Annotated in this window: 19 protein-coding genes, 1 other RNA gene and 2 riboswitches; of the genes, 8 read left to right on the top strand and 12 right to left on the bottom strand. The window is 43.9% G+C overall.

Features of this window, described 5'->3' with window-relative positions; translation table 11 throughout:
* Positions 1-2 precede the first annotated feature (2 nt).
* Complete coding sequence (locus GDZ68_RS16720) at positions 3-1,829, top strand: L-lactate permease (protein WP_153723457.1); 1,827 nt, start codon at positions 3-5, stop codon at positions 1,827-1,829.
* A gap of 243 nt (positions 1,830-2,072) precedes the next feature.
* On the opposite strand, the gene thiC is transcribed toward GDZ68_RS16720, so the two are convergent.
* The 4 genes from thiC to GDZ68_RS16740 all read right to left on the bottom strand — a co-directional run bounded on the left by thiC (position 2,073) and on the right by GDZ68_RS16740 (position 5,304).
* The gene (gene thiC, locus GDZ68_RS16725) at positions 2,073-3,845 is read right to left on the bottom strand and encodes a phosphomethylpyrimidine synthase ThiC (RefSeq protein WP_153723458.1); all 1,773 of its coding nucleotides are present in this window, start codon (positions 3,843-3,845) and stop codon (positions 2,073-2,075) included.
* Between the two features lie 122 nt (positions 3,846-3,967).
* A riboswitch (TPP riboswitch) is annotated at positions 3,968-4,083 on the bottom strand.
* Positions 4,084-4,128: 45 nt separating this feature from the next.
* Positions 4,129-4,668, bottom strand: coding sequence for a methylated-DNA--[protein]-cysteine S-methyltransferase (locus GDZ68_RS16730; protein ID WP_153723459.1), 540 nt, complete (start codon positions 4,666-4,668; stop codon positions 4,129-4,131).
* On the bottom strand, positions 4,661-4,975 hold the full coding sequence (locus GDZ68_RS16735; RefSeq protein WP_153723460.1) for a DMT family transporter: 315 nt from the start codon (positions 4,973-4,975) through the stop codon (positions 4,661-4,663). The genes GDZ68_RS16730 and GDZ68_RS16735 overlap by 8 nt, the downstream gene beginning before the upstream one ends.
* Before the next feature lie 2 nt (positions 4,976-4,977).
* Positions 4,978-5,304 (bottom strand): DMT family transporter, encoded by a 327-nt coding sequence (locus GDZ68_RS16740; protein WP_153723461.1) that lies wholly within the window; start codon positions 5,302-5,304, stop codon positions 4,978-4,980.
* A 156-nt stretch (positions 5,305-5,460) separates the two neighbouring features.
* Positions 5,461-5,562, top strand: a riboswitch (SAM riboswitch).
* Positions 5,563-5,645: 83 nt separating this feature from the next.
* Here GDZ68_RS16740 and GDZ68_RS16745 point away from each other — a divergent pair.
* The gene (locus GDZ68_RS16745; RefSeq protein WP_153723462.1) at positions 5,646-6,776 is read left to right on the top strand and encodes a methionine biosynthesis PLP-dependent protein; all 1,131 of its coding nucleotides are present in this window, start codon (positions 5,646-5,648) and stop codon (positions 6,774-6,776) included.
* Between the two features lie 78 nt (positions 6,777-6,854).
* Here the strand turns inward: GDZ68_RS16745 and GDZ68_RS16750 are convergent, their stop codons facing one another.
* The 5 genes from GDZ68_RS16750 to GDZ68_RS16770 all read right to left on the bottom strand — a co-directional run bounded on the left by GDZ68_RS16750 (position 6,855) and on the right by GDZ68_RS16770 (position 10,577).
* Positions 6,855-7,037, bottom strand: a complete 183-nt coding sequence (locus tag GDZ68_RS16750; RefSeq protein WP_153723463.1) for a hypothetical protein — start codon at positions 7,035-7,037, stop codon at positions 6,855-6,857.
* Positions 7,038-7,184: 147 nt separating this feature from the next.
* The gene (locus GDZ68_RS16755; RefSeq protein WP_153723464.1) at positions 7,185-7,481 is read right to left on the bottom strand and encodes a hypothetical protein; all 297 of its coding nucleotides are present in this window, start codon (positions 7,479-7,481) and stop codon (positions 7,185-7,187) included.
* Between the two features lie 161 nt (positions 7,482-7,642).
* Positions 7,643-8,158, bottom strand: coding sequence for a type 1 glutamine amidotransferase domain-containing protein (locus GDZ68_RS16760; RefSeq protein ID WP_153723465.1), 516 nt, complete (start codon positions 8,156-8,158; stop codon positions 7,643-7,645).
* Between the two features lie 68 nt (positions 8,159-8,226).
* Positions 8,227-10,284, bottom strand: coding sequence for a flagellar assembly protein A (locus tag GDZ68_RS16765; RefSeq protein ID WP_153723466.1), 2,058 nt, complete (start codon positions 10,282-10,284; stop codon positions 8,227-8,229).
* A 59-nt stretch (positions 10,285-10,343) separates the two neighbouring features.
* Entirely contained in the window at positions 10,344-10,577 is a 234-nt protein-coding gene (locus GDZ68_RS16770) for a hypothetical protein (RefSeq protein ID WP_153723467.1), read from the bottom strand.
* A 112-nt stretch (positions 10,578-10,689) separates the two neighbouring features.
* On the opposite strand from GDZ68_RS16770, the gene ssrS reads away from it, so the two are divergent.
* The 4 genes from ssrS (at position 10,690) to GDZ68_RS16790 (ending at position 12,519) form a co-directional block, all read left to right on the top strand.
* Positions 10,690-10,886, top strand: a non-coding RNA gene (ssrS, locus tag GDZ68_RS16775) — 6S RNA.
* A gap of 241 nt (positions 10,887-11,127) precedes the next feature.
* Positions 11,128-11,613: an antibiotic biosynthesis monooxygenase family protein gene (locus GDZ68_RS16780; RefSeq protein WP_153723468.1), complete on the top strand. Its 486-nt coding sequence runs from the start codon at positions 11,128-11,130 to the stop codon at positions 11,611-11,613.
* A 66-nt stretch (positions 11,614-11,679) separates the two neighbouring features.
* A complete protein-coding gene (locus GDZ68_RS16785; protein ID WP_153723469.1) occupies positions 11,680-12,177 on the top strand; it encodes a DUF3231 family protein in 498 nt (165 codons plus the stop codon).
* A gap of 150 nt (positions 12,178-12,327) precedes the next feature.
* On the top strand, positions 12,328-12,519 hold the full coding sequence (locus tag GDZ68_RS16790; protein WP_153723470.1) for a hypothetical protein: 192 nt from the start codon (positions 12,328-12,330) through the stop codon (positions 12,517-12,519).
* Positions 12,520-12,638: 119 nt separating this feature from the next.
* Here GDZ68_RS16790 and GDZ68_RS16795 read toward each other — a convergent pair whose 3' ends face one another.
* From GDZ68_RS16795 to GDZ68_RS16805, 3 genes are read right to left on the bottom strand one after another with little or no spacing between them, the layout of a single operon-like run.
* Complete coding sequence (locus GDZ68_RS16795; protein ID WP_153723471.1) at positions 12,639-13,763, bottom strand: Ger(x)C family spore germination protein; 1,125 nt, start codon at positions 13,761-13,763, stop codon at positions 12,639-12,641.
* Positions 13,753-14,856: a GerAB/ArcD/ProY family transporter gene (locus GDZ68_RS16800; protein WP_153723472.1), complete on the bottom strand. Its 1,104-nt coding sequence runs from the start codon at positions 14,854-14,856 to the stop codon at positions 13,753-13,755. The genes GDZ68_RS16795 and GDZ68_RS16800 overlap by 11 nt, the downstream gene beginning before the upstream one ends.
* Positions 14,853-16,217 (bottom strand): spore germination protein, encoded by a 1,365-nt coding sequence (locus tag GDZ68_RS16805; RefSeq protein WP_153723473.1) that lies wholly within the window; start codon positions 16,215-16,217, stop codon positions 14,853-14,855. Before GDZ68_RS16805 ends, GDZ68_RS16800 begins: the two co-directional genes overlap by 4 nt.
* 215 nt (positions 16,218-16,432) lie before the next feature.
* Between GDZ68_RS16805 and tatA the strand changes: the two genes are divergently transcribed.
* Both tatA and tatC read left to right on the top strand, forming a co-directional pair.
* Positions 16,433-16,630, top strand: a complete 198-nt coding sequence (tatA, locus tag GDZ68_RS16810) for a twin-arginine translocase TatA/TatE family subunit (protein WP_153723474.1) — start codon at positions 16,433-16,435, stop codon at positions 16,628-16,630.
* A complete protein-coding gene (gene tatC / locus GDZ68_RS16815; RefSeq protein ID WP_153723475.1) occupies positions 16,631-17,425 on the top strand; it encodes a twin-arginine translocase subunit TatC in 795 nt (264 codons plus the stop codon).
* Positions 17,426-17,549 lie beyond the last annotated feature (124 nt).

Here is a 17,549-nt window from a genome sequence, read left to right on the forward strand (position 1 = left end):
TTGTGAGCTTACTCGTTCTGTCACTCATTGCTCTGCTGCCTATTGTTACAATTCTAGTATTCTTGGTCTTTTTAAACTGGCCGGCAAGCCGCGCTATGCCAATCGCTCTTGTTGTTACTGCACTCATTGCCATCTTCGTCTGGGGAACAAAAGGAAATATTGTTGCGGGTGCCGCATTTAATGGGCTGATCACTGCATTGGAAGTAATATTCATCGTGTTTGGAGCGGTGCTGCTGCTCAACACTATAAAAGAAAGCGGCGCGATCCATACGATTCGCAACGGCTTCATATCAATTTCTCCTGACCGCCGGATCCAAGCTATCATCATCGCGTTCTTATTCGGTTCTTTTATAGAAGGTGCCTCTGGATTCGGAACACCGGCCGCGGTCGCTGCACCTCTCTTGGTTGCCGTCGGTTTTCCTGCACTGGCCGCCGTTATGGTGTCGCTCGTTATTCAGAGTACCGCTGTTTCATTCGGGGCTATTGGAACTCCCATCCAAATCGGTGTATTCACGGGGCTGGGGGATCAGCCTGCAGTAATGGCTGCACTGGACAAAGTCGGAATGACTTTTCCGGAGTATCTGCTGCAAATCACCGCCAACACCGTATTGATTCATGGCGTGGTCGGCTCGTTGATTCCGTTGTTCCTGGCAGCTTTGTTAACTCGGTTCTTCAGTCCTGCCAAGTCGTACCGTGAAGGATTTAAAGTATGGAAATTTGCTCTTTTTGCGGGATTGGCCTTCACCATACCTTACTTCTTGATTGGAATTACTCTTGGGCCTGAATTCCCTTCTTTACTCGGTGCATTGATTTCATTACTCATTGTTGTGCCCGCAGCTCGCAAAGGGCTGTTTATGCCGAAAGCAGAGGACACGTTTGATTTCCCGCCTCGTGCACAGTGGGAAGAAAATTGGTTTGGCAAGCTGAATCACGAAGCAGCCAAACCATTTGAAGAGAGCAGGAAAATCTCCATGCTGAACGCTTGGATGCCGTATGTCGTGCTGGCCGGTTTACTTGTCCTGTCTAGAACGATGGAACCCTTAACAAATTTATTGAAACACCCTGCGCTCACTTTGAAATTTGAAGACACATTTGGTTCAGGTATTACGACTGTATCGACTCCTTTGTTCCTTCCGGGCTTCTTTTTCATCATCGCTTCATTATTCGGCTACTTCTTGCACCGGATGAAGCCTAAAGAATATGCAATGGCCTGGAAAAATTCATTTGTAACTGCTGTTACTGCCGGTGTTGCCTTAATTTTTGCCGTGCCGATGATCAAGGTTTTCTTGAATACATCTCTTGCTGCCGGCAAAGTCGCAGTGGATAATGCGGCACTCGCCGGGCAAAATATGCCGCTTGTGCTGGCGGAAAGTGTCTCTGTCATCACTGGAGAATTCTGGCCGCTCGTTGCTCCGATTGTCGGAGCACTCGGCGCATTCATCGCAGGCAGCAATACATTCAGTAATATGATGTTTTCTCTGTTCCAGTTTGGTACAGCCGGCAATATAGGGCTCGATACAGCACAGGCGGGTATTGTTGTAGCTATGCAGGCTGTCGGCGGCGCAGCCGGAAATATGATCTGTGTGCATAACGTGGTTGCCGCTTCTGCAACGGTAGGACTGATCGGCAAAGAAGGATTGCTGATCCGACGTGTGCTATTCCCGCTCAGTTACTATTTATTGACCGCTGGTTTTTTTGGAATGGCATATATCCATGGCTTCCTGAATATCTGGCTGATCATTGCGATCGCCATCGCGGCGGCGTACATTTTCAAAATGGCGACAGATAAACAAACATTATCCGGAGAAACATTACGTCAGCCATCATAATAGCAATTAATAATAAAAGAGCCCATAACGGCTCTTTTTGTTTTGCATTTATCGTTCTTAATAATGAATACTCTCCACCTTCATGCATATACGGCACTCTCTATGCGATAAAGTTTCCTTATATTCATGAGTACATTCCGTTTGCAGTCGGTGCAGTTGTTCTTCTAAATGACGCAGACCGTGGCGTTGTACAGCTATATGACGGACTAACTGTTTTACTGCAGACAATTGTTCCACTCCTCATCAAAGATAAATTTCTGCACCGGCTTTTTTAAATTCCTCCGCTTTCTCCTGCATTCCCTGTTCAATCGCCAGCTTCTCTTCCAAACTGTTTTCATCTGCATATTTACGTATGTCATGTGAAATACGCATGCTGCAGAATTTCGGTCCGCACATCGAACAGAAGTGAGCGACTTTCGCACCTTCAGCCGGCAGCGTTTCATCATGATATTCCATTGCACGTTCAGGATCCAAACTCAAATTAAATTGATCTCTCCAACGGAACTCAAAGCGCGCTTTTGACAGTGCATTATCGCGTTTTTGCGCATTCGGATGACCTTTTGCCAAGTCTGCAGCGTGTGCGGCAATCTTATACGTGATGACACCCTCCCGAACATCGTCTTTATTCGGCAGTCCGAGATGTTCTTTCGGCGTCACATAACACAGCATCGCCGTTCCGAACCAACCGATCATCGCCGCGCCGATTGCGGACGTGATATGATCATAAGCCGGCGCGATGTCTGTTGTCAGTGGACCTAATGTATAGAAAGGGGCTTCCTGACAGATTTCCATTTGCTTATCGACATTCTCCTTAATCAAATGCATCGGTACATGACCCGGTCCTTCAACCATTACCTGCACATCATGCTCCCAGGCAATCTTCGTCAATTTACCCAGCGTTTCAAGCTCCGCGAATTGTGCCTCGTCATTGGCGTCCGCAATCGATCCGGGACGCAAGCCGTCTCCAAGTGAAAAAGCAACATCATATTGTTTCATAATTTCACAGATTTCCTCAAAATGTGTGTAAAGAAAACTTTCTTCATGATGCAGCATGCACCATTGCGCCATGATTGAACCGCCGCGCGAGACGATACCTGTCACGCGATTCACTGTCATTGGTATATAACGAAGCAGCACTCCTGCGTGAATTGTGAAATAGCTGACACCCTGCTCTGCCTGTTCAATCAATGTATCGCGGAATACTTCCCATGATAGATCTTCGACTTTGCCATTCACCTTTTCGAGTGCCTGATATAAAGGAACCGTTCCAACCGGCACAGGTGAATTGCGGATGATCCACTCGCGAGTTGTATGGATATTCTTTCCCGTCGATAAATCCATGATATTGTCTGCACCCCAGCGAGTTGCCCACGTCATCTTCTCCACTTCCTCTGCTATCGAGGAGGATACCGCTGAATTTCCGATATTTGCATTGATCTTTACGTGGAAGCGGCTGCCAATAATCATCGGTTCCGCTTCAGGATGATTAATGTTGGACGGAATGATCGCCCGGCCCCTTGCCACCTCATCGCGCACAAGCTCCGGCTCTACGCCTTCACGAATCGCTATAAACTCCATCTCCGGGGTGATCATTCCTTTTCTTGCGTAATGCATCTGCGTAACATTCTGACCTTTTTTCGTTCTCAAGGGCTTACGCTTCAGCAATGGAAACTGTGCATCATTCTTCATTTGTTCCAATGAACGAAACCCGTTATCCTGAGGCTGCACTTGCCGCCCTTCGTATTCTTCCGTATCTCCGCGTTCCTCAATCCAATTTTTCTTAATGGCTGGAAGTCCCTTTTGAATATCGGCCTTATAGCCTGCTTCTGTGTACTTTCCGCTCGTATCATAGACGCGAAACGGTTCATTTGGAAACTCCCCTTGATCCGTCACGGTAGGCGATAATTGAATTTCCCGCATCGGTACGCGCAAGTCCTCCCGGCTGCCTTGGATATAAACTTTGCTGCTGGCCGGAAAACAGCTGTGAATGTGAATCTCTTCTGTCGTTTGTTTCATTTTGTCATCGTCTCCTTTTTGAGGGCAGACCATGACTCCATCCGAGTAAAGGGAATCAGCGACAAAAAAGACCAGATCCGTAAAAGGACCTGGTCTTCAAAAACGCATAAATAAACACGCTGATTGAAAAATGAAAACTTCCCTACGCTGGTACGAGCCAGATCAGGTCCAAAGAGTTCGGAATGCATACAGTCATTCCATCTCAGTCCAGTCACGCCGGACACCCCTAGTTATGATTATTGAATTGTCGAACAACTACAGTGTAGCACAGTCTTTTTCTTTGTCAATAAGAGGAGCCGAGCGTATTTTGCTCTAAACGAATCAAATGTTCTTTCCATTGCGGGCCGTCCCGATAACCGGACAGGCTTCCGTCTTTTGCGATGACCCGATGGCAGGGAGTCATCAGCAAAAGCGGGTTTTTTCCAATTGCGGATGCGACTGCACGGACAGCGGCAGGACGTCCGATCTGTTCTGCTATCTCTGAGTAGGTAACCGTTTTCGCATAGGGAATCGCACGCAGCGCTTTCCATACAGTCAGTTGAAATGGCGTGCCGATACAGTCAATCGGCGAATCAAATTGTTGTGCTTCGCCAGATAAATACTTCTTTATTTCAACAGCACTTGCAGCTAATCTGTCAGTATCTTCTCTCATTTCCACCACGCCTGTCTGTTTAAACAGCCATTCCTTCATTCGCTCTTCGCTGTCCTCTGCAAGTCCGATATAACAGACTCCCTTTTCATTTGCAGCCAGTGTCACACAGCCGTCTTCTACTTCAAAACGCGTCCAATAAACCATCCCGCTCACTGCCTTCCGTTCAACCAAATAATTTCAATCCCACAGCACCTATGATAATCAATGATAAAAAGAATAATCTTTTCACACTTGCGGATTCCTTGAATATCAAAATTCCGGCAAGCACAGCACCGGCTGCACCAAGCCCGGTCCACACCGCGTAGGCCGTACTCATCTGTATTTCACGCATCGCCAGCGAGAGAAATATAAAACCAAAACCAAAAACACCGACGATCAGCAGCAGCCGTTTCACTGTGCGTTTCTGTAAATAATAATTAATGCACATAACGCCAAAAATCTCACCGAGACTGGCGATTGCCAAGTAAAACCAAGCCATCGTCAGCTGCCTCCTTCCGCTTCATCCGTCGTCAATTTAATACCGACAACGCCGATCACAATGAGCCCGATGAATGACAGCGTAATCCAAGTGAAGCCTGCATGAAAGACGAGGATATCGACTAATAAAATAGCCGCAGCACCCGATCCTGTAAATACAGCATACACTGTCCCTGAAGGCAGTTTTTCACATGCCTTGATGATAAAATAAAAACTAAAAATAATCGCTGCACCGGTTCCTGTCCATTGCAGTGCAGTCTCGGAGTAGCGTAAGCCAACGACCCAGAAGATCTCTACTACCGCAGCCAGCGCTACATAGCTCCAAGCCAAAATAAACTTCCCCTTTCATTTGCTGTATATTATCTATCAGTATAGCAAAAGTTTGAGGTGAACGAGAAAACACTGCCGCTCTTACAAGTATGCTTGCATCTGCTGTTACCGCATGATAGAATGAATCTGTCAATAGTTTTGCTTATATTGTGAATATTCTTATCGAGAGAGACGGAGGGATAGGCCCAAAGAAGTCTCAGCAACCAGCCTTATGGCATGGTGCTAATTCCAAGGGTGATACCGCCTTGAAGATGAGAATACGAAAAACAAACTAGTAAGTTCGAGGGCCTATTCGAAATGAAGAGGGCTTTTTTTTATTTTTCTAAGGGGGATGAATATTCATGACAAACAACGGATTAGAGACAAGATTAGTCCAGCTGGGGAATAATAGTGACGAAAAAACCGGCGCGATTAATACGCCGATTTACTTATCGACAGCTTATCGCCATGAAGGCCTTGGATTGTCGACAGGATATGATTACTCACGGACCAAGAATCCCACACGGTCAATTTTGGAAGACGGAATCGCTAATCTGGAATCGGGCGACCAGGGATTCGCCTGCAGTTCGGGGATGGCGGCAATCCAGCTGATTCTTTCTTTATTCAAATCAGGAGATGAAATCCTGGCACCTGAAGATTTATATGGCGGTACGTACCGTTTATTCGAGCAGTACGAAAATATGTATCAAGTCAAATCCCGCTATCTGACATTTGAGGATGTTTCGGCTGTAGAAGCAGCCATCAATAAAAACACAAAAGCGATTTTCTTAGAAACGCCGACTAATCCGCTTATGATGAATATTGACATCAAAACCTACGCAGATATCGCAACTAAACACAACTTGCTGTTAATCGTAGACAACACGTTCCTGACCCCCTATTTCCAAAGACCGATTGAGCACGGCGCAGATATCGTCATTCACAGTGCCACGAAATATATCGGCGGACATAATGATGTACTCGCAGGTCTTGTCGTGGCGAAAGGGGAAGCACTCTGCGAAGAGCTGTTTGAGAATCACAATTCAATCGGAGCAACCCTTTCCCCATTTGATTCCTGGCTTGTTGTACGCGGGCTGAAGACTTTGCATTTACGCATGAAACAGCATGATGCAAACGCCAAAGAAATGGTTGCCTATCTGGAAAAGGAGCCTCTGGTCGTTGACGTACTCTATGCAGGGATAGGCGGAATGCTGTCCTTTCGCGTGCAAAACAGCGATTGGATCAGCCCGTTCTTGGAGAGTATGAAACTGGTATCATTCGCAGAAAGTCTTGGCGGCGTAGAAAGCTTCATTACGTATCCAACGACACAGACACATATGGCAATTCCTTTGGAAGAACGAAACCGGCGAGGAGTAGATAACCGCCTCTTACGCTTCTCAGTAGGTGTAGAAGATATCGATGACTTGATTGCCGATGTCAAACAAGCTCTTTACGCAGCGAAAGAAATAGTCGAAGGCATGAAAGTAAAATAATGCTGATTCCTCTTGTGTAACTGCATGGGAGGAATTTTTTTATATAAAAAAGACACCCCATGGATGCCTCCTGCTAATTTACTGTGCTTGTTGAATCTTCTTCTTTTCTGCTGAATAAACAACTGCGGCCGGGATCGCGATAAAAGCAAGCGCCGCAATACCCGCCAGCATGCCTGCCCATTCTTTGCTTCCAAAAGAAAATCCGGCTGCGGCACCGAGTCCAACACCTGCAAATATTGCCAATGTAACCAGCTTATACATTCAAGATCCCGACCTTTCAAAATGAATTCCAGCTAATCTGCTGCGTTAAGCATACGATTATTGAGAACTATTTTCAAGTATCAATGAGAATCTTTTTCATTCGGGTGAAGGCTTTTCACTAAAACATGTGCTTGATAGTCTGATAGTCTATTTCATTAGCAGTTTGAAATTCGACTTTGACTGCGTAAGATAAGTTAAGTGGGAGAAGAGACCATCTCCCTGCGTTTCCGGATTAAGCGGCCAGCTTAGACGCTTCTGCGGAACAGCTATGAGCGTGAATGCTGTTTCAATGATCATGGCCGGTTGCGATATGATCACGTGGCCGAGCCGAATGATCACGTAGCCGATGTGTACGAGCGGCCGATGCCGAGCTATGAGCGCTTGAGCGGATACGATGATCATCCGCGCACGCAGCTGCGCCGAAGCGGGTTTAAATTGCAGCACGATTTACGCAGGACATATATGACAAGTTGCCAAGAACCGATTTGGGAGCAACCCCCGAGCGAAAGAGCATTTTTTGTTGTATGAAATTTTGTCAGAATATATGCCGGACAGCACAAAAAAACCGCCCGGCGTTAGCCTTGGACGGTCTGTACTTGTACATATTACTTTTCCAACAACTTCAGTGATTCACGGTTGAATGCTGGAATATCATCAGGCTGACGGCTCGTTACGAGTTGATTCTGACAGACAACTACTTCTTTATCCACATATTTCGCACCCGCATACTCCATATCTACGCGAATTGATTTATAGCCGGTTGCATCTCGGCCTTCAAGTGCTTTCGCTGTAATCAGCAGCTGCGGTCCGTGACAGATTGCAAACACAGGTTTATCTGCATCCATGAATTCCTTGACGAATTTTACGAAACGCTCATCAGCACGCAAGATGTCCGGCGAGAAGCCGCCCGGGATAAATAACGCGTCATAACCTGATGAACTTGCATCATCAATAGCTTTGTCAATTTTGACCTTTGTATTTTCCTTCATACCTGTTACTTCAGAGCCTGCTTCCGCCCCGATCACTTCTACCTCATGACCCGCGTCTTTGTAAGCTTTTGCCGGTTTCGTATATTCTGAGTCCTCAAACATATCTCCCAGTACAGTTGCAATTTTAGCCATATTGCCTACCACTCCTTATTAGATGTTCTAGTACTGCTATTCCACCGTTCAAAACATCTAAACATCGGTCAGCTAAGCTCGAGTTCTCCATCGTTATCCAAACGCGCCGTAATATTGGTTCCGTCTTTTGTGAAAACATGTTTGCGTGTACCTACCTGCACTTCTGTTCCTGCATAGGCCTTGCCAATCTTAATCCTTCCTGACGCACTTGTGCGAATCACTGTTTTCACCGGGCTTTCCGATCCCGCTTCCTGCATTACTATTTCCAGTGGCGCGGAAATTTCGCCGCCCCGGCATACGCCTTTAATTGAAACTGTCTGTGCCGCAGTCAAATTGCTGTTATAAACACCCTTGGAACTGATTTCAATATGCCCATTGCTGTACAGCGTGCTGTTAATAGCGTACGGAACACTCAGTCTGGTCTGAGGGGAACTTTCGGTATCATATAACTGGACAAGAATCTGCGCATTTTCAATTAACAGCTCAAAATCTGTCATATTCTGCAGATTTTCATTCAGCGGATTAATGAAAACATCGGACAGTTGTTTTGCAACTTCCTTCCATTCCCCGTCAATTGACTCGCCTTGTGCACGGACTTTTTGGATAAATTGTTTGTTTAGTTCTTCAAACTGCGCATAGCGTTTCTCCATCAGCAAGTAAATCAGCCGTTTCAATTCAGACGGACTCAAATCGGCTTCCCCCTGGCCACGGATGACAAAGATCTGATCTATCGCATCTTTAATCTGCACCAGTAAATGCGTAACGTCCTTCATCAGACTAACCAATTCACCGATTGCTGCCTCTTGTTTGCCGACGCTGATTGTCGAGGACATCACATTCCCCCGAACCGAGACCGATTTCATTGCATGGATTGTCGCTTTTGTCACAGATCCTCCTATATAGACGCCGCCTGTTGCTCCGACAAACATAGAAGGCATCACGTTCCCGCCAATTCGGACATCTCCTTCAAAACGGATATTCCCACTTTCCAGATCAACTTCTCCCGGATGATTAAATTCATTATTCACTTCAATTTTCACTAATTTCTCTCGCCACTCAAGTGCAGGCTTTCCAGAAATCAGCGTCACAAGTTCTTGTTCAACCTGCTTGACATTTTTCCCTAACCGCAGTGTGATATCACGAACAGGTTTCACTGGAATTTCCTTGCCCAATAAACTTCTGCCGGGCGTCCCGGGCACTGGCAATATATGAGTCGCAATCACTTGTCCTTCTTTGACATTGGTAATGGCATTCATTTCACGAAAGTCTACTTTTTCTTCACTGTCGGGATCGAATTCTTCGTAACGTATGTGCACTTCCAGATCGCCGTCTGTTCCTTCCGCCGGCAGTGCTCCTTTTGCCACAATCAGTTCATAAGGTTTATCTATTTCCGTCACTTTTTTAATAGCCGGAAACAGCAGTCCTTGCTGAACGCCCATCATCTTCAGTTCATTTACGATATCCTGTGCTTTCAAATCATTAGTGAATTCGGTTGTTTCTTCCACTTGTATCGCAATACGCTGAGCCCAAGATGTATCTGCCAATGAACGTTGAATCTTTTTGCCCGGTGTGAATGACAGCAAGGCAATCATATCTTTTTCCATCAGCTGTATCGTGAATTTTGGTGCGATAACTTCATCCTGGATTGTTAAAGTCACTTCGTCTCCCGGCTGAATCAACGCGGACTCCGTCTGTAATTCGCCGTTTATGTAGAGTGGTGCATTTTTATTTGGAATAATGGACGGCAGCCGGTCACCAGCGAAACGAAATTGGATTTCACCTTCGTGAATTCTAACGCCGCTTGTTTCTGTTTGCGAAGCAGTTTGAACTGTGTAACCAGCTGACTGACTTTTCACGACAAAGGCTGTTCCTGTATTTGCATCATCCAATAAATTCGCAAGTTCTTCAATTTTCGTAAGCACCGGTTTTTCTTTGGATTTTTCTTCCGTTTGCGTTTTACTTGTCACAGTAACTTCAGCAGATACTTTACGCAAACCCATCAGACGTCTGCCTGGATTCGTCAGTATTTCTACATCGACTTGTTCCTTAGTCAAACCCAGCATAGCCAACGCTTGCTGGATCGCATCTTCTACCGTGTTCGCCTGGACCGTCACTGCCTTTTTCAACACGCCCACCCCTGTCTATATTCCTAATACTTTTATAGTACCATATTGGATGGGCGGCTTTAAAAAAATATTCCAATTATGACAAGTGCTGCGATAATTAAACCGCCTACTGTTTGGACCATTTCTGTTGTTACCATAGGTTTCTTTTGGAAGACATCAATTAATTCGATGTCTTCGCGAAGCTGCTTCACCTCTTTGCGCAGTTCTTCCACTTCAGAATTCAAAGCAGTGATTTCATGTGATTGTTTTACTGCCAGTTCATGTTTTTCCAAAGACGTATCATTTGTTTCCATAATAACTCCGCCCTTCACCGTTTCTTTTCTATACGTTCATCCGAGACGATTGGTTTCATACACAGGAAATATTCGCCATTGCATTTTCAGGAAGCGGGGTGTATTATAGATTTACAAGCTGTATTGTTCGTATGTACATTAAGTTTTAACCTTTAAGCTGTAACAGGGAGTTTATTACGAAACGGGAATGGCATGCCGGGTTCCTTTTCAGCAATCCGGACATACAGGAACGTTTTCCGCAAACACCCACTTTGAGGAGTGGTGGTTTAAAACTTTCTATGACTAAACTACGGCAAAGACGGCTTCTATAAAGACAGAAAACACCTTCCATCCCGGAAGGTGTTTTTGTGTTCCGTTAACTGTGCAGCACTGCAGCAAGCTTAAGTATTTATCCGTTGAATGGGATGTATCAGGTAATTGCTTTTACATTCTTCCCGCTCGCTTTTAACCTAAACTGAAGACTTCATTTTCTTATTCATTGAAAGCCTTTTCAAACTTCAGGTATACTATTCAATAATAAATAAAATGGAAGCAGATGAGGTGAAGTATTATGAAACTGTTTACTTGGACAGCGCCACTCGGGGAAGCAGGCAATCTGCCGGAAGAATCCCGCGCGCTTTTATTAAATAACGACGAGGAAGTATTAGTGCTGCAGGAAGCAGAGACGACTGACTTAGACGATGCTACTGAATATGAGATCCTGGATCAGAGCGGTGACTTGCCTTCCGGCCGTTTTGCAGTTCTGAATAATATACCGGTTTCTGAAGACGGACGGGAAATTTTTGAACAGCGTTTTAATAACCGGGCACGTTTAATCGAAGCAGAACCAGGATTCGTAGCGATTCGTGTGATGCGTCCAGTTGAGTCGGATACGTATGTAATCTTGACAATGTGGGAAGACGAAGAATCATTTACCAACTGGCAAACTTCGCAGGCCTATGGAAAAGCGCATGCAAAACGCGGCGCAGGAGAAGGCGTCGATCAGCGCCCGAATATCTTTCCAAGAGCTTCCTTTGTGACAACTTATAAAAAGTAATGCATAAATAATGGATTTCCGCAGAAACTACTCTTGAAAACCAATATGATGTAAGGAGCGGGTTTCTTGGGTATTTTAGACGGCAATCCAAAAAATGAACCAATGCATTATGGGGAAGTGACGGCTGTTTGGTCTTTCATAGGTGCTAACAACGGGTTGGTCAGCGGCTATGAAGCCTTTATCAACCATGCCGAAGATGCAGATTTAATCAACTTGCTGGAAGAGGCAGTCAAGATGATGAAGGCAGAGAATAAGGAATTCGGAAAATTGCTGAAAGCGAATGGCGTTACGCCTCCTCCCGCTCTGCCCGAAAGACCAAAAGCAAATCCGGAAGAAATTCCTGCCGGCGCACGCTTCATGGATCCCGAAATCAGTGCAGCGGTTTCCATCAATGTCGGGCAGGGTCTCGTTTCTTGCAGTATGGCGATGGGACAGTGCATCCGGGAAGACATTGCAGTCATGTTCGCGAAATGCCATATGGAAAAGACGGCATTCGGAGCAAAATTGCTGGAGTTGAACAAATCAAAAGGCTGGATTATCCCTCCTCCGCTTCATTTAACATGAGCTGATTGAGGCTCCGTTATGCATTCTTGCATAGCGGAGTTTTTTTATGGTGCAACGCAGCATTTTTTACCACTCATAAGACTTCATTATTTGCACAATCTACAGGTGTAGATGTCATAGCATCTAACAACCAAAAAGGAAGTGCATACAATGAGTAAACAAAACGATCGTCAGCGTCAAGACCAGAACAACCAGCGTCAGCAGCAGAACAACAAACAGCGTCAAAACGACCAGGCAGAGAATATGGAGTTTGGAGAAGAGTTCAACTTTGACCAAAAGCGTCAGAATCAAAACAACGACAATAATAACCAGAACAACGAACGCCGTAATAATCGTAAATAATAGGACAAAAATACAAAAATCAGTTTAAAATGTACCCTGTAAGATAGATATGTTAAAAATGTCTATCCTATAGGGTATTTTTATTTTTTAAAAAAACAGGAGTCTAACAAAGTTACACTTTATTGAATCGTTCCTGTGCTTTGAAGCTTTACTTCAACATTCACATTAAACTTCAAATCGGGATATGCCTGCTGCCATGTTTCTGCTAAATGATCGTGACTAAGATGTGTTGCTCGATAATGCAGGCCAAATCCGAAGGGATCTACTTGATGTTCCTGCATCCTATTAAGCAGCCCAAGTATTTTCTTCTTTACTTCTTTTGAAGCAAAATGGTTATACTCATCCAACTTTGCTATTGAAAGAGTCTTATCTGATTCACCGATTACTCCAACCATCTTAACGTCCATATCGATTGCTTGCGGTACGTTATTCTTTGTAATGATTTGGTAATTCATCTTCACTCTGCTGATATTCAAAAGAAGTCTTTTATCACCATTTTTTACTTTATAGGAAAAACCATTTGCGCCTCTAAACAGCGTATTGTAATATTTCGTCTCAACGTGATCAAGTGTAAGCGGATCTTTTTTCTTATCGACTACGATGGTTTTATTAACAATTAATTCTGTTTGATCCTTATTTGTTTCGATTAAAGGCAAAACAGCATTCAACCCTTCGGTAAAAAAATCTCTGCGGAATTGGAATAAGTATGTGGTCGTAATATAAGGACTTTCTGTTCCGGTATCTCCAAAGAAATTGAACATAGACACCGATGCAGGCGCCTCTGTGTCCGGCTGAACTTTTAATATTTCCTCAGCAGATGATTTTGCTCCTGCTACATAAGCAATAAACTGGATGTCACCACGTCTGATAAAATAATCCATAAAGGTTTTCATATGGTCTGTCAGCAAATCCTCATGAATCACTATGGTCTTCATTTGACCGAATTCTAATACTTTATCCGCATGCGTTTCCAGCATCCTAATTATTTCGCCAATGGATTCCCCTTCTTTTGATAAGTACGTAAAATTGGGCTTCGTTGTTTCTTTAATCGCACCAAACGGTAAAGCCACTTTTAACGTCACTTTATACCCTTCTTCTCCATTTACAGCAGGATCAACACCGATCGCTGAAACGAATAAACGTTTATCAATGTCCTTAAACGCACAGCCCGATAACAGAATCACCGTACCTAACATAAAAATCACACCGAATGACTTGATAGCAAAAGAGCTCTTATGTTTCACGCTTCGCCCTCCTGTTTATGATCATGAGCAGAACTATAAGTCCGCCGAAAACAACCGGAAGAGAATTAAAATAATATCCGGTATAGAGAAATAAATCGTATTCCGTTTCTTGCACCGTAAAGAAAACACCAGCCGTCCAAAATGCTGTGACCATTATAGCTTCACTATAATTTTTCCGTTTCCCTTTGGGCAGCTGATCCACTCCGAATGTACTCTGAAAAAGCTTATAAGCCACATGCCAATGAATGAAGATGTTCAAAAATGCTATGGCCAGAAAATTCAATAAAAAGAGAAATGTCACACGTTCAATGACTCCATATTTCATTCGCATGGAATCACTGGTAGAAATCCACGGATAAATGAAATCCTCTATCTTATCGAATCCTAAAATGCCGATTGGGATCAAATAGGTAGTCGTCATGATGAATAAACCCAATAGAAAAATAATAAGAGCCTGCTTCCATTTGAATACCAATTTCTTTTTCATCAATGAATTGAAAATAACCAAGTCAAACGCACCGATAAATAAGTATGCCGCCGCTGCGAAAACTGTATAGGAAGGAACCTTATGTGTGTGTGTCAATGCAAGTCTTACTTGATCCCAGTCTAGTTGCTCAGTGAAATATGTTTTCATGATAAAAAAGAACACGAAAGGCAATAGGATGACAAATATTAGTTCCAAGGAAAATAACACATTGCGGCTCTGCATAAGAATGCCAAATGTAAGGATTAGAACGAACGATGCTAAGATTACATAGATTGACATTTCCGGTGTAAGAAAACGTGATAGGATCGCAACATAAGCAATCAGTGTCTGGAGTCCCGCAATATACCAAATGACGCCGAGAATAAATAGAACCGGGGTACCTATCCACCTGCTCAAGTACAGGCTGAATAGTTCAGGTACACTTTTACCCGGAAAAGCCTGAAGGCATTTGATGAGCACCCAAATTGCAAAGACACCGTAGAACAAAGCAAGGATCATTGATAGAACTGCCCCATCTTCACTTTCGGACAGCAAAATCCTCGGTATAGACGCGATAATATTGGCTACCATATTGGAAATAATCAAAAAATAGATAAAGCGGCTCATTTCTGCTCCACCTTTAATTCTTCACGCCTGCTCTGCCAGAACATCCGCAAATATGGTTCCCCCATACTGTCTTTATTCGCCAGGTATAAGATCAATCCAAGCAATCCTAAAAGCACCCCTGCCAATCCGAATAATGTCGCGTAAACCAAAAGCAGAAAACGGCATATTCTTACAGCGTAACTTAATTCACTGATGGGGATGACAAAGGTTGAAATTGCCACGAGAGAAACCACGATAACCATAATATTTGAAGTCAGGGCTGCATCGACAGCAGCAGTACCTAAAATCAACCCGCCGACTGTTGTAGCTGTGGCACTGACCATCGTAGGCAGCCGCAAACTTGCTTCTGTCAGCAACTCGATAAAAATCAGCATGAAGAACACTTCGGCAAACGACGGATATGGCACACCGATTCGGCTTGCGGCCACTGTCAACGCCAGTTCTGTCCGAAGTACATCCGGTGTGAATGAAGTTACTCCGATATAAATGGCCGGCAGAAAAATTGCGGCAAACAATCCGCCATATCGCAATAATTGAATGGATTTGACGACCCAGAAAGAATAGTAATTATCTTCCATTGAGATCATCAGATCAAAAAACACAATCGGTGCAATGATGGCGTTTGGACTGCCGTCTACCATGATGATCACTTTCCCGGCATCCATATTATGAATTATACGATCGGGCCGTTCGGTCAACAGACTTGTTGGAAACAGACTGCGTTTTTTATTATTAATATAATACTGCAAATCTGCACTAGCCTGAACAAGCTCCACATCTAGTGTCTGCAGACGTTTTTTTATGTTTTCCAAAAGCCCAGGACGTACACGTTCTTTATCATACAACAGGGCAATAGCCCGATTGGAGCAATCCTCCAGCTGCATCGTTTCGATAATTAAGGAAGGCTGATGATAGCGCTGCCTCATCAAGTTTAGATTCGTTTCAAGACTTTCACTGAGTCCTAAGATCGGGCCGTGAATCGTTTGTTCTATTTTGGCCTCTTGTACAGCATTAGCCGCCACCATCTTAAGTTCCAGTAAGGTCATTTCTTTACCAATCATCACAAAGACATTTCCTTTAGTAATTTCAATCAGCACTTCTTCGTCCCCTGTCGGCATGGCAGTCTCATAAGGCAATGATTGAATGTACTCGGAAAAATTATATTCCGTTGAAATTTCATAAAACGGTTTGACGACGATCTCTTGTAATTGCATCATATCGACAACGCTTTTTAAAAATAGTAAATGAACTGTCTCGTCTTTTCTTTTCAGTGTCTTTTTCACAACATCAGCAGAAGGTGCCAATTGTTTAGCGAGCCGGTTGATATATAAAAGTGCTGCAGGTTTTTCCGTTTCATCCAAGCCGATCACATCCTTCATACGAATATTATTCGCTGTAGATTAGGCTGTCCTTTTTGAAAGGAACTTAATCATAAATGAAGGACTTTTCACACTTTATTTCATTTACATTACATAATTATTTACAAATTTATTTCAATTCAAGTGTTTTAGATGGAGGTAAATTGGCCAAGATGAGTAAAAGCATGGATTTTCAGTTCAGGAAGGAGGAGTTATAGATGAATTTAGCAGCCATCGGAGTGCCGGGATTAATTATCATTTTGGTCATTATCCTGATTTTATTCGGGCCCCGTAAATTGCCGGAAGTCGGTGCGGCAATCGGGAAGACGTTAGCAGAATTCAAGAGATCTGCGAAGGACATTATGGACGACGAGGAGGAGCCGAAGAAAATTGAGACACAAGAGCAGGTGAAATAAATGACAGCCAACACACAGGAAAAACCCCCAAATGAACTGAGTACGACTGAAGTGACAAATGCCACTAATAAAAAGGAACCGACGCTTGTAGAACATTTAACCGATCTTCGAAAGCAACTGATTAAGAGTACGGTTGTTTTTTTAGTCTTTTTCTTCGGTGTGTTCAGCACGATCAACCAGTGGTTTCCGTATGTGACAAAAGGGCATAAACTCATTGTTTTGAGCCCGTTGGAAATTATTACGTTTTATATGTCGATTTCAGCAGCAATTGCATTCGGATTAGCTCTGCCTTTTGTCTGTCACTTTTTATGGCAATTTGTAAAGCCCGGGCTAAATGAAAAGGAAAGCCGTTTTCTCAGCCTGTACTCGCCTTTTATGTTTATATTATTTGCAGGAGGATTAGTTTTTGGCTACTACGTCGTCAATCCGCTGAGTTATAATTTCTTAATTTCACTCGGTGCAATGAATTTTGACGTAATGATTTCTGCGCAGGAGTATGCACGATTCCTATTACTGACGACTATGCCGATCGGGCTGCTGTTCGAATTACCAATGGTCGCACTGTTTTTGGCAGCAATCGGGCTGCTGACAGGCGAGACGATGAAGAAAGTGCGTAAGTGGTCTTATATCATTTTAGCTGTCGTATCCGGACTGATTACACCCCCGGATTTCATCAGTCAGCTCATCGTTTTGGTGCCAATGATCTTACTCTACGAGGGAAGTATCCAACTCGTAATTTATACAGAAAAGCGTGCGCGTACGAAAGAATCAGAAAAAAGCCAATCAGCGATCTGAGGCCGCTGAAAAAGTCCATTTAAAGAAGATAAGCAACTGCGCGAACGGAAGTCCGGTCGCACAGTTGCTTTTTTATTCTCCTTATCTAGTATCCATAGTATAATTGGGAGAACTATCCAAGGTG

The sequence above is a fragment of the Sporosarcina cascadiensis genome, from assembly GCF_009650995.1.
GTDB lineage: Bacteria > Bacillota > Bacilli > Bacillales_A > Planococcaceae > Sporosarcina > Sporosarcina cascadiensis.

Coding starts and splice junctions, on each gene's coding strand:
- thiC (WP_153723458.1), bottom strand. CDS start 3,845: ATGAAACAAACGACAGAAGAGATTCACATTCACAGCTGTTTTCCGGCC.
- GDZ68_RS16735 (WP_153723460.1), bottom strand. CDS start 4,975: ATGGCTTGGTTTTACTTGGCAATCGCCAGTCTCGGTGAGATTTTTGGC.
- GDZ68_RS16745 (WP_153723462.1), top strand. CDS start 5,646: ATGACAAACAACGGATTAGAGACAAGATTAGTCCAGCTGGGGAATAAT.
- GDZ68_RS16750 (WP_153723463.1), bottom strand. CDS start 7,037: ATGTATAAGCTGGTTACATTGGCAATATTTGCAGGTGTTGGACTCGGT.
- GDZ68_RS16760 (WP_153723465.1), bottom strand. CDS start 8,158: ATGGCTAAAATTGCAACTGTACTGGGAGATATGTTTGAGGACTCAGAA.
- GDZ68_RS16770 (WP_153723467.1), bottom strand. CDS start 10,577: ATGGAAACAAATGATACGTCTTTGGAAAAACATGAACTGGCAGTAAAA.
- GDZ68_RS16780 (WP_153723468.1), top strand. CDS start 11,128: ATGAAACTGTTTACTTGGACAGCGCCACTCGGGGAAGCAGGCAATCTG.
- GDZ68_RS16790 (WP_153723470.1), top strand. CDS start 12,328: ATGAGTAAACAAAACGATCGTCAGCGTCAAGACCAGAACAACCAGCGT.
- GDZ68_RS16800 (WP_153723472.1), bottom strand. CDS start 14,856: ATGAGCCGCTTTATCTATTTTTTGATTATTTCCAATATGGTAGCCAAT.
- tatA (WP_153723474.1), top strand. CDS start 16,433: ATGAATTTAGCAGCCATCGGAGTGCCGGGATTAATTATCATTTTGGTC.
- tatC (WP_153723475.1), top strand. CDS start 16,631: ATGACAGCCAACACACAGGAAAAACCCCCAAATGAACTGAGTACGACT.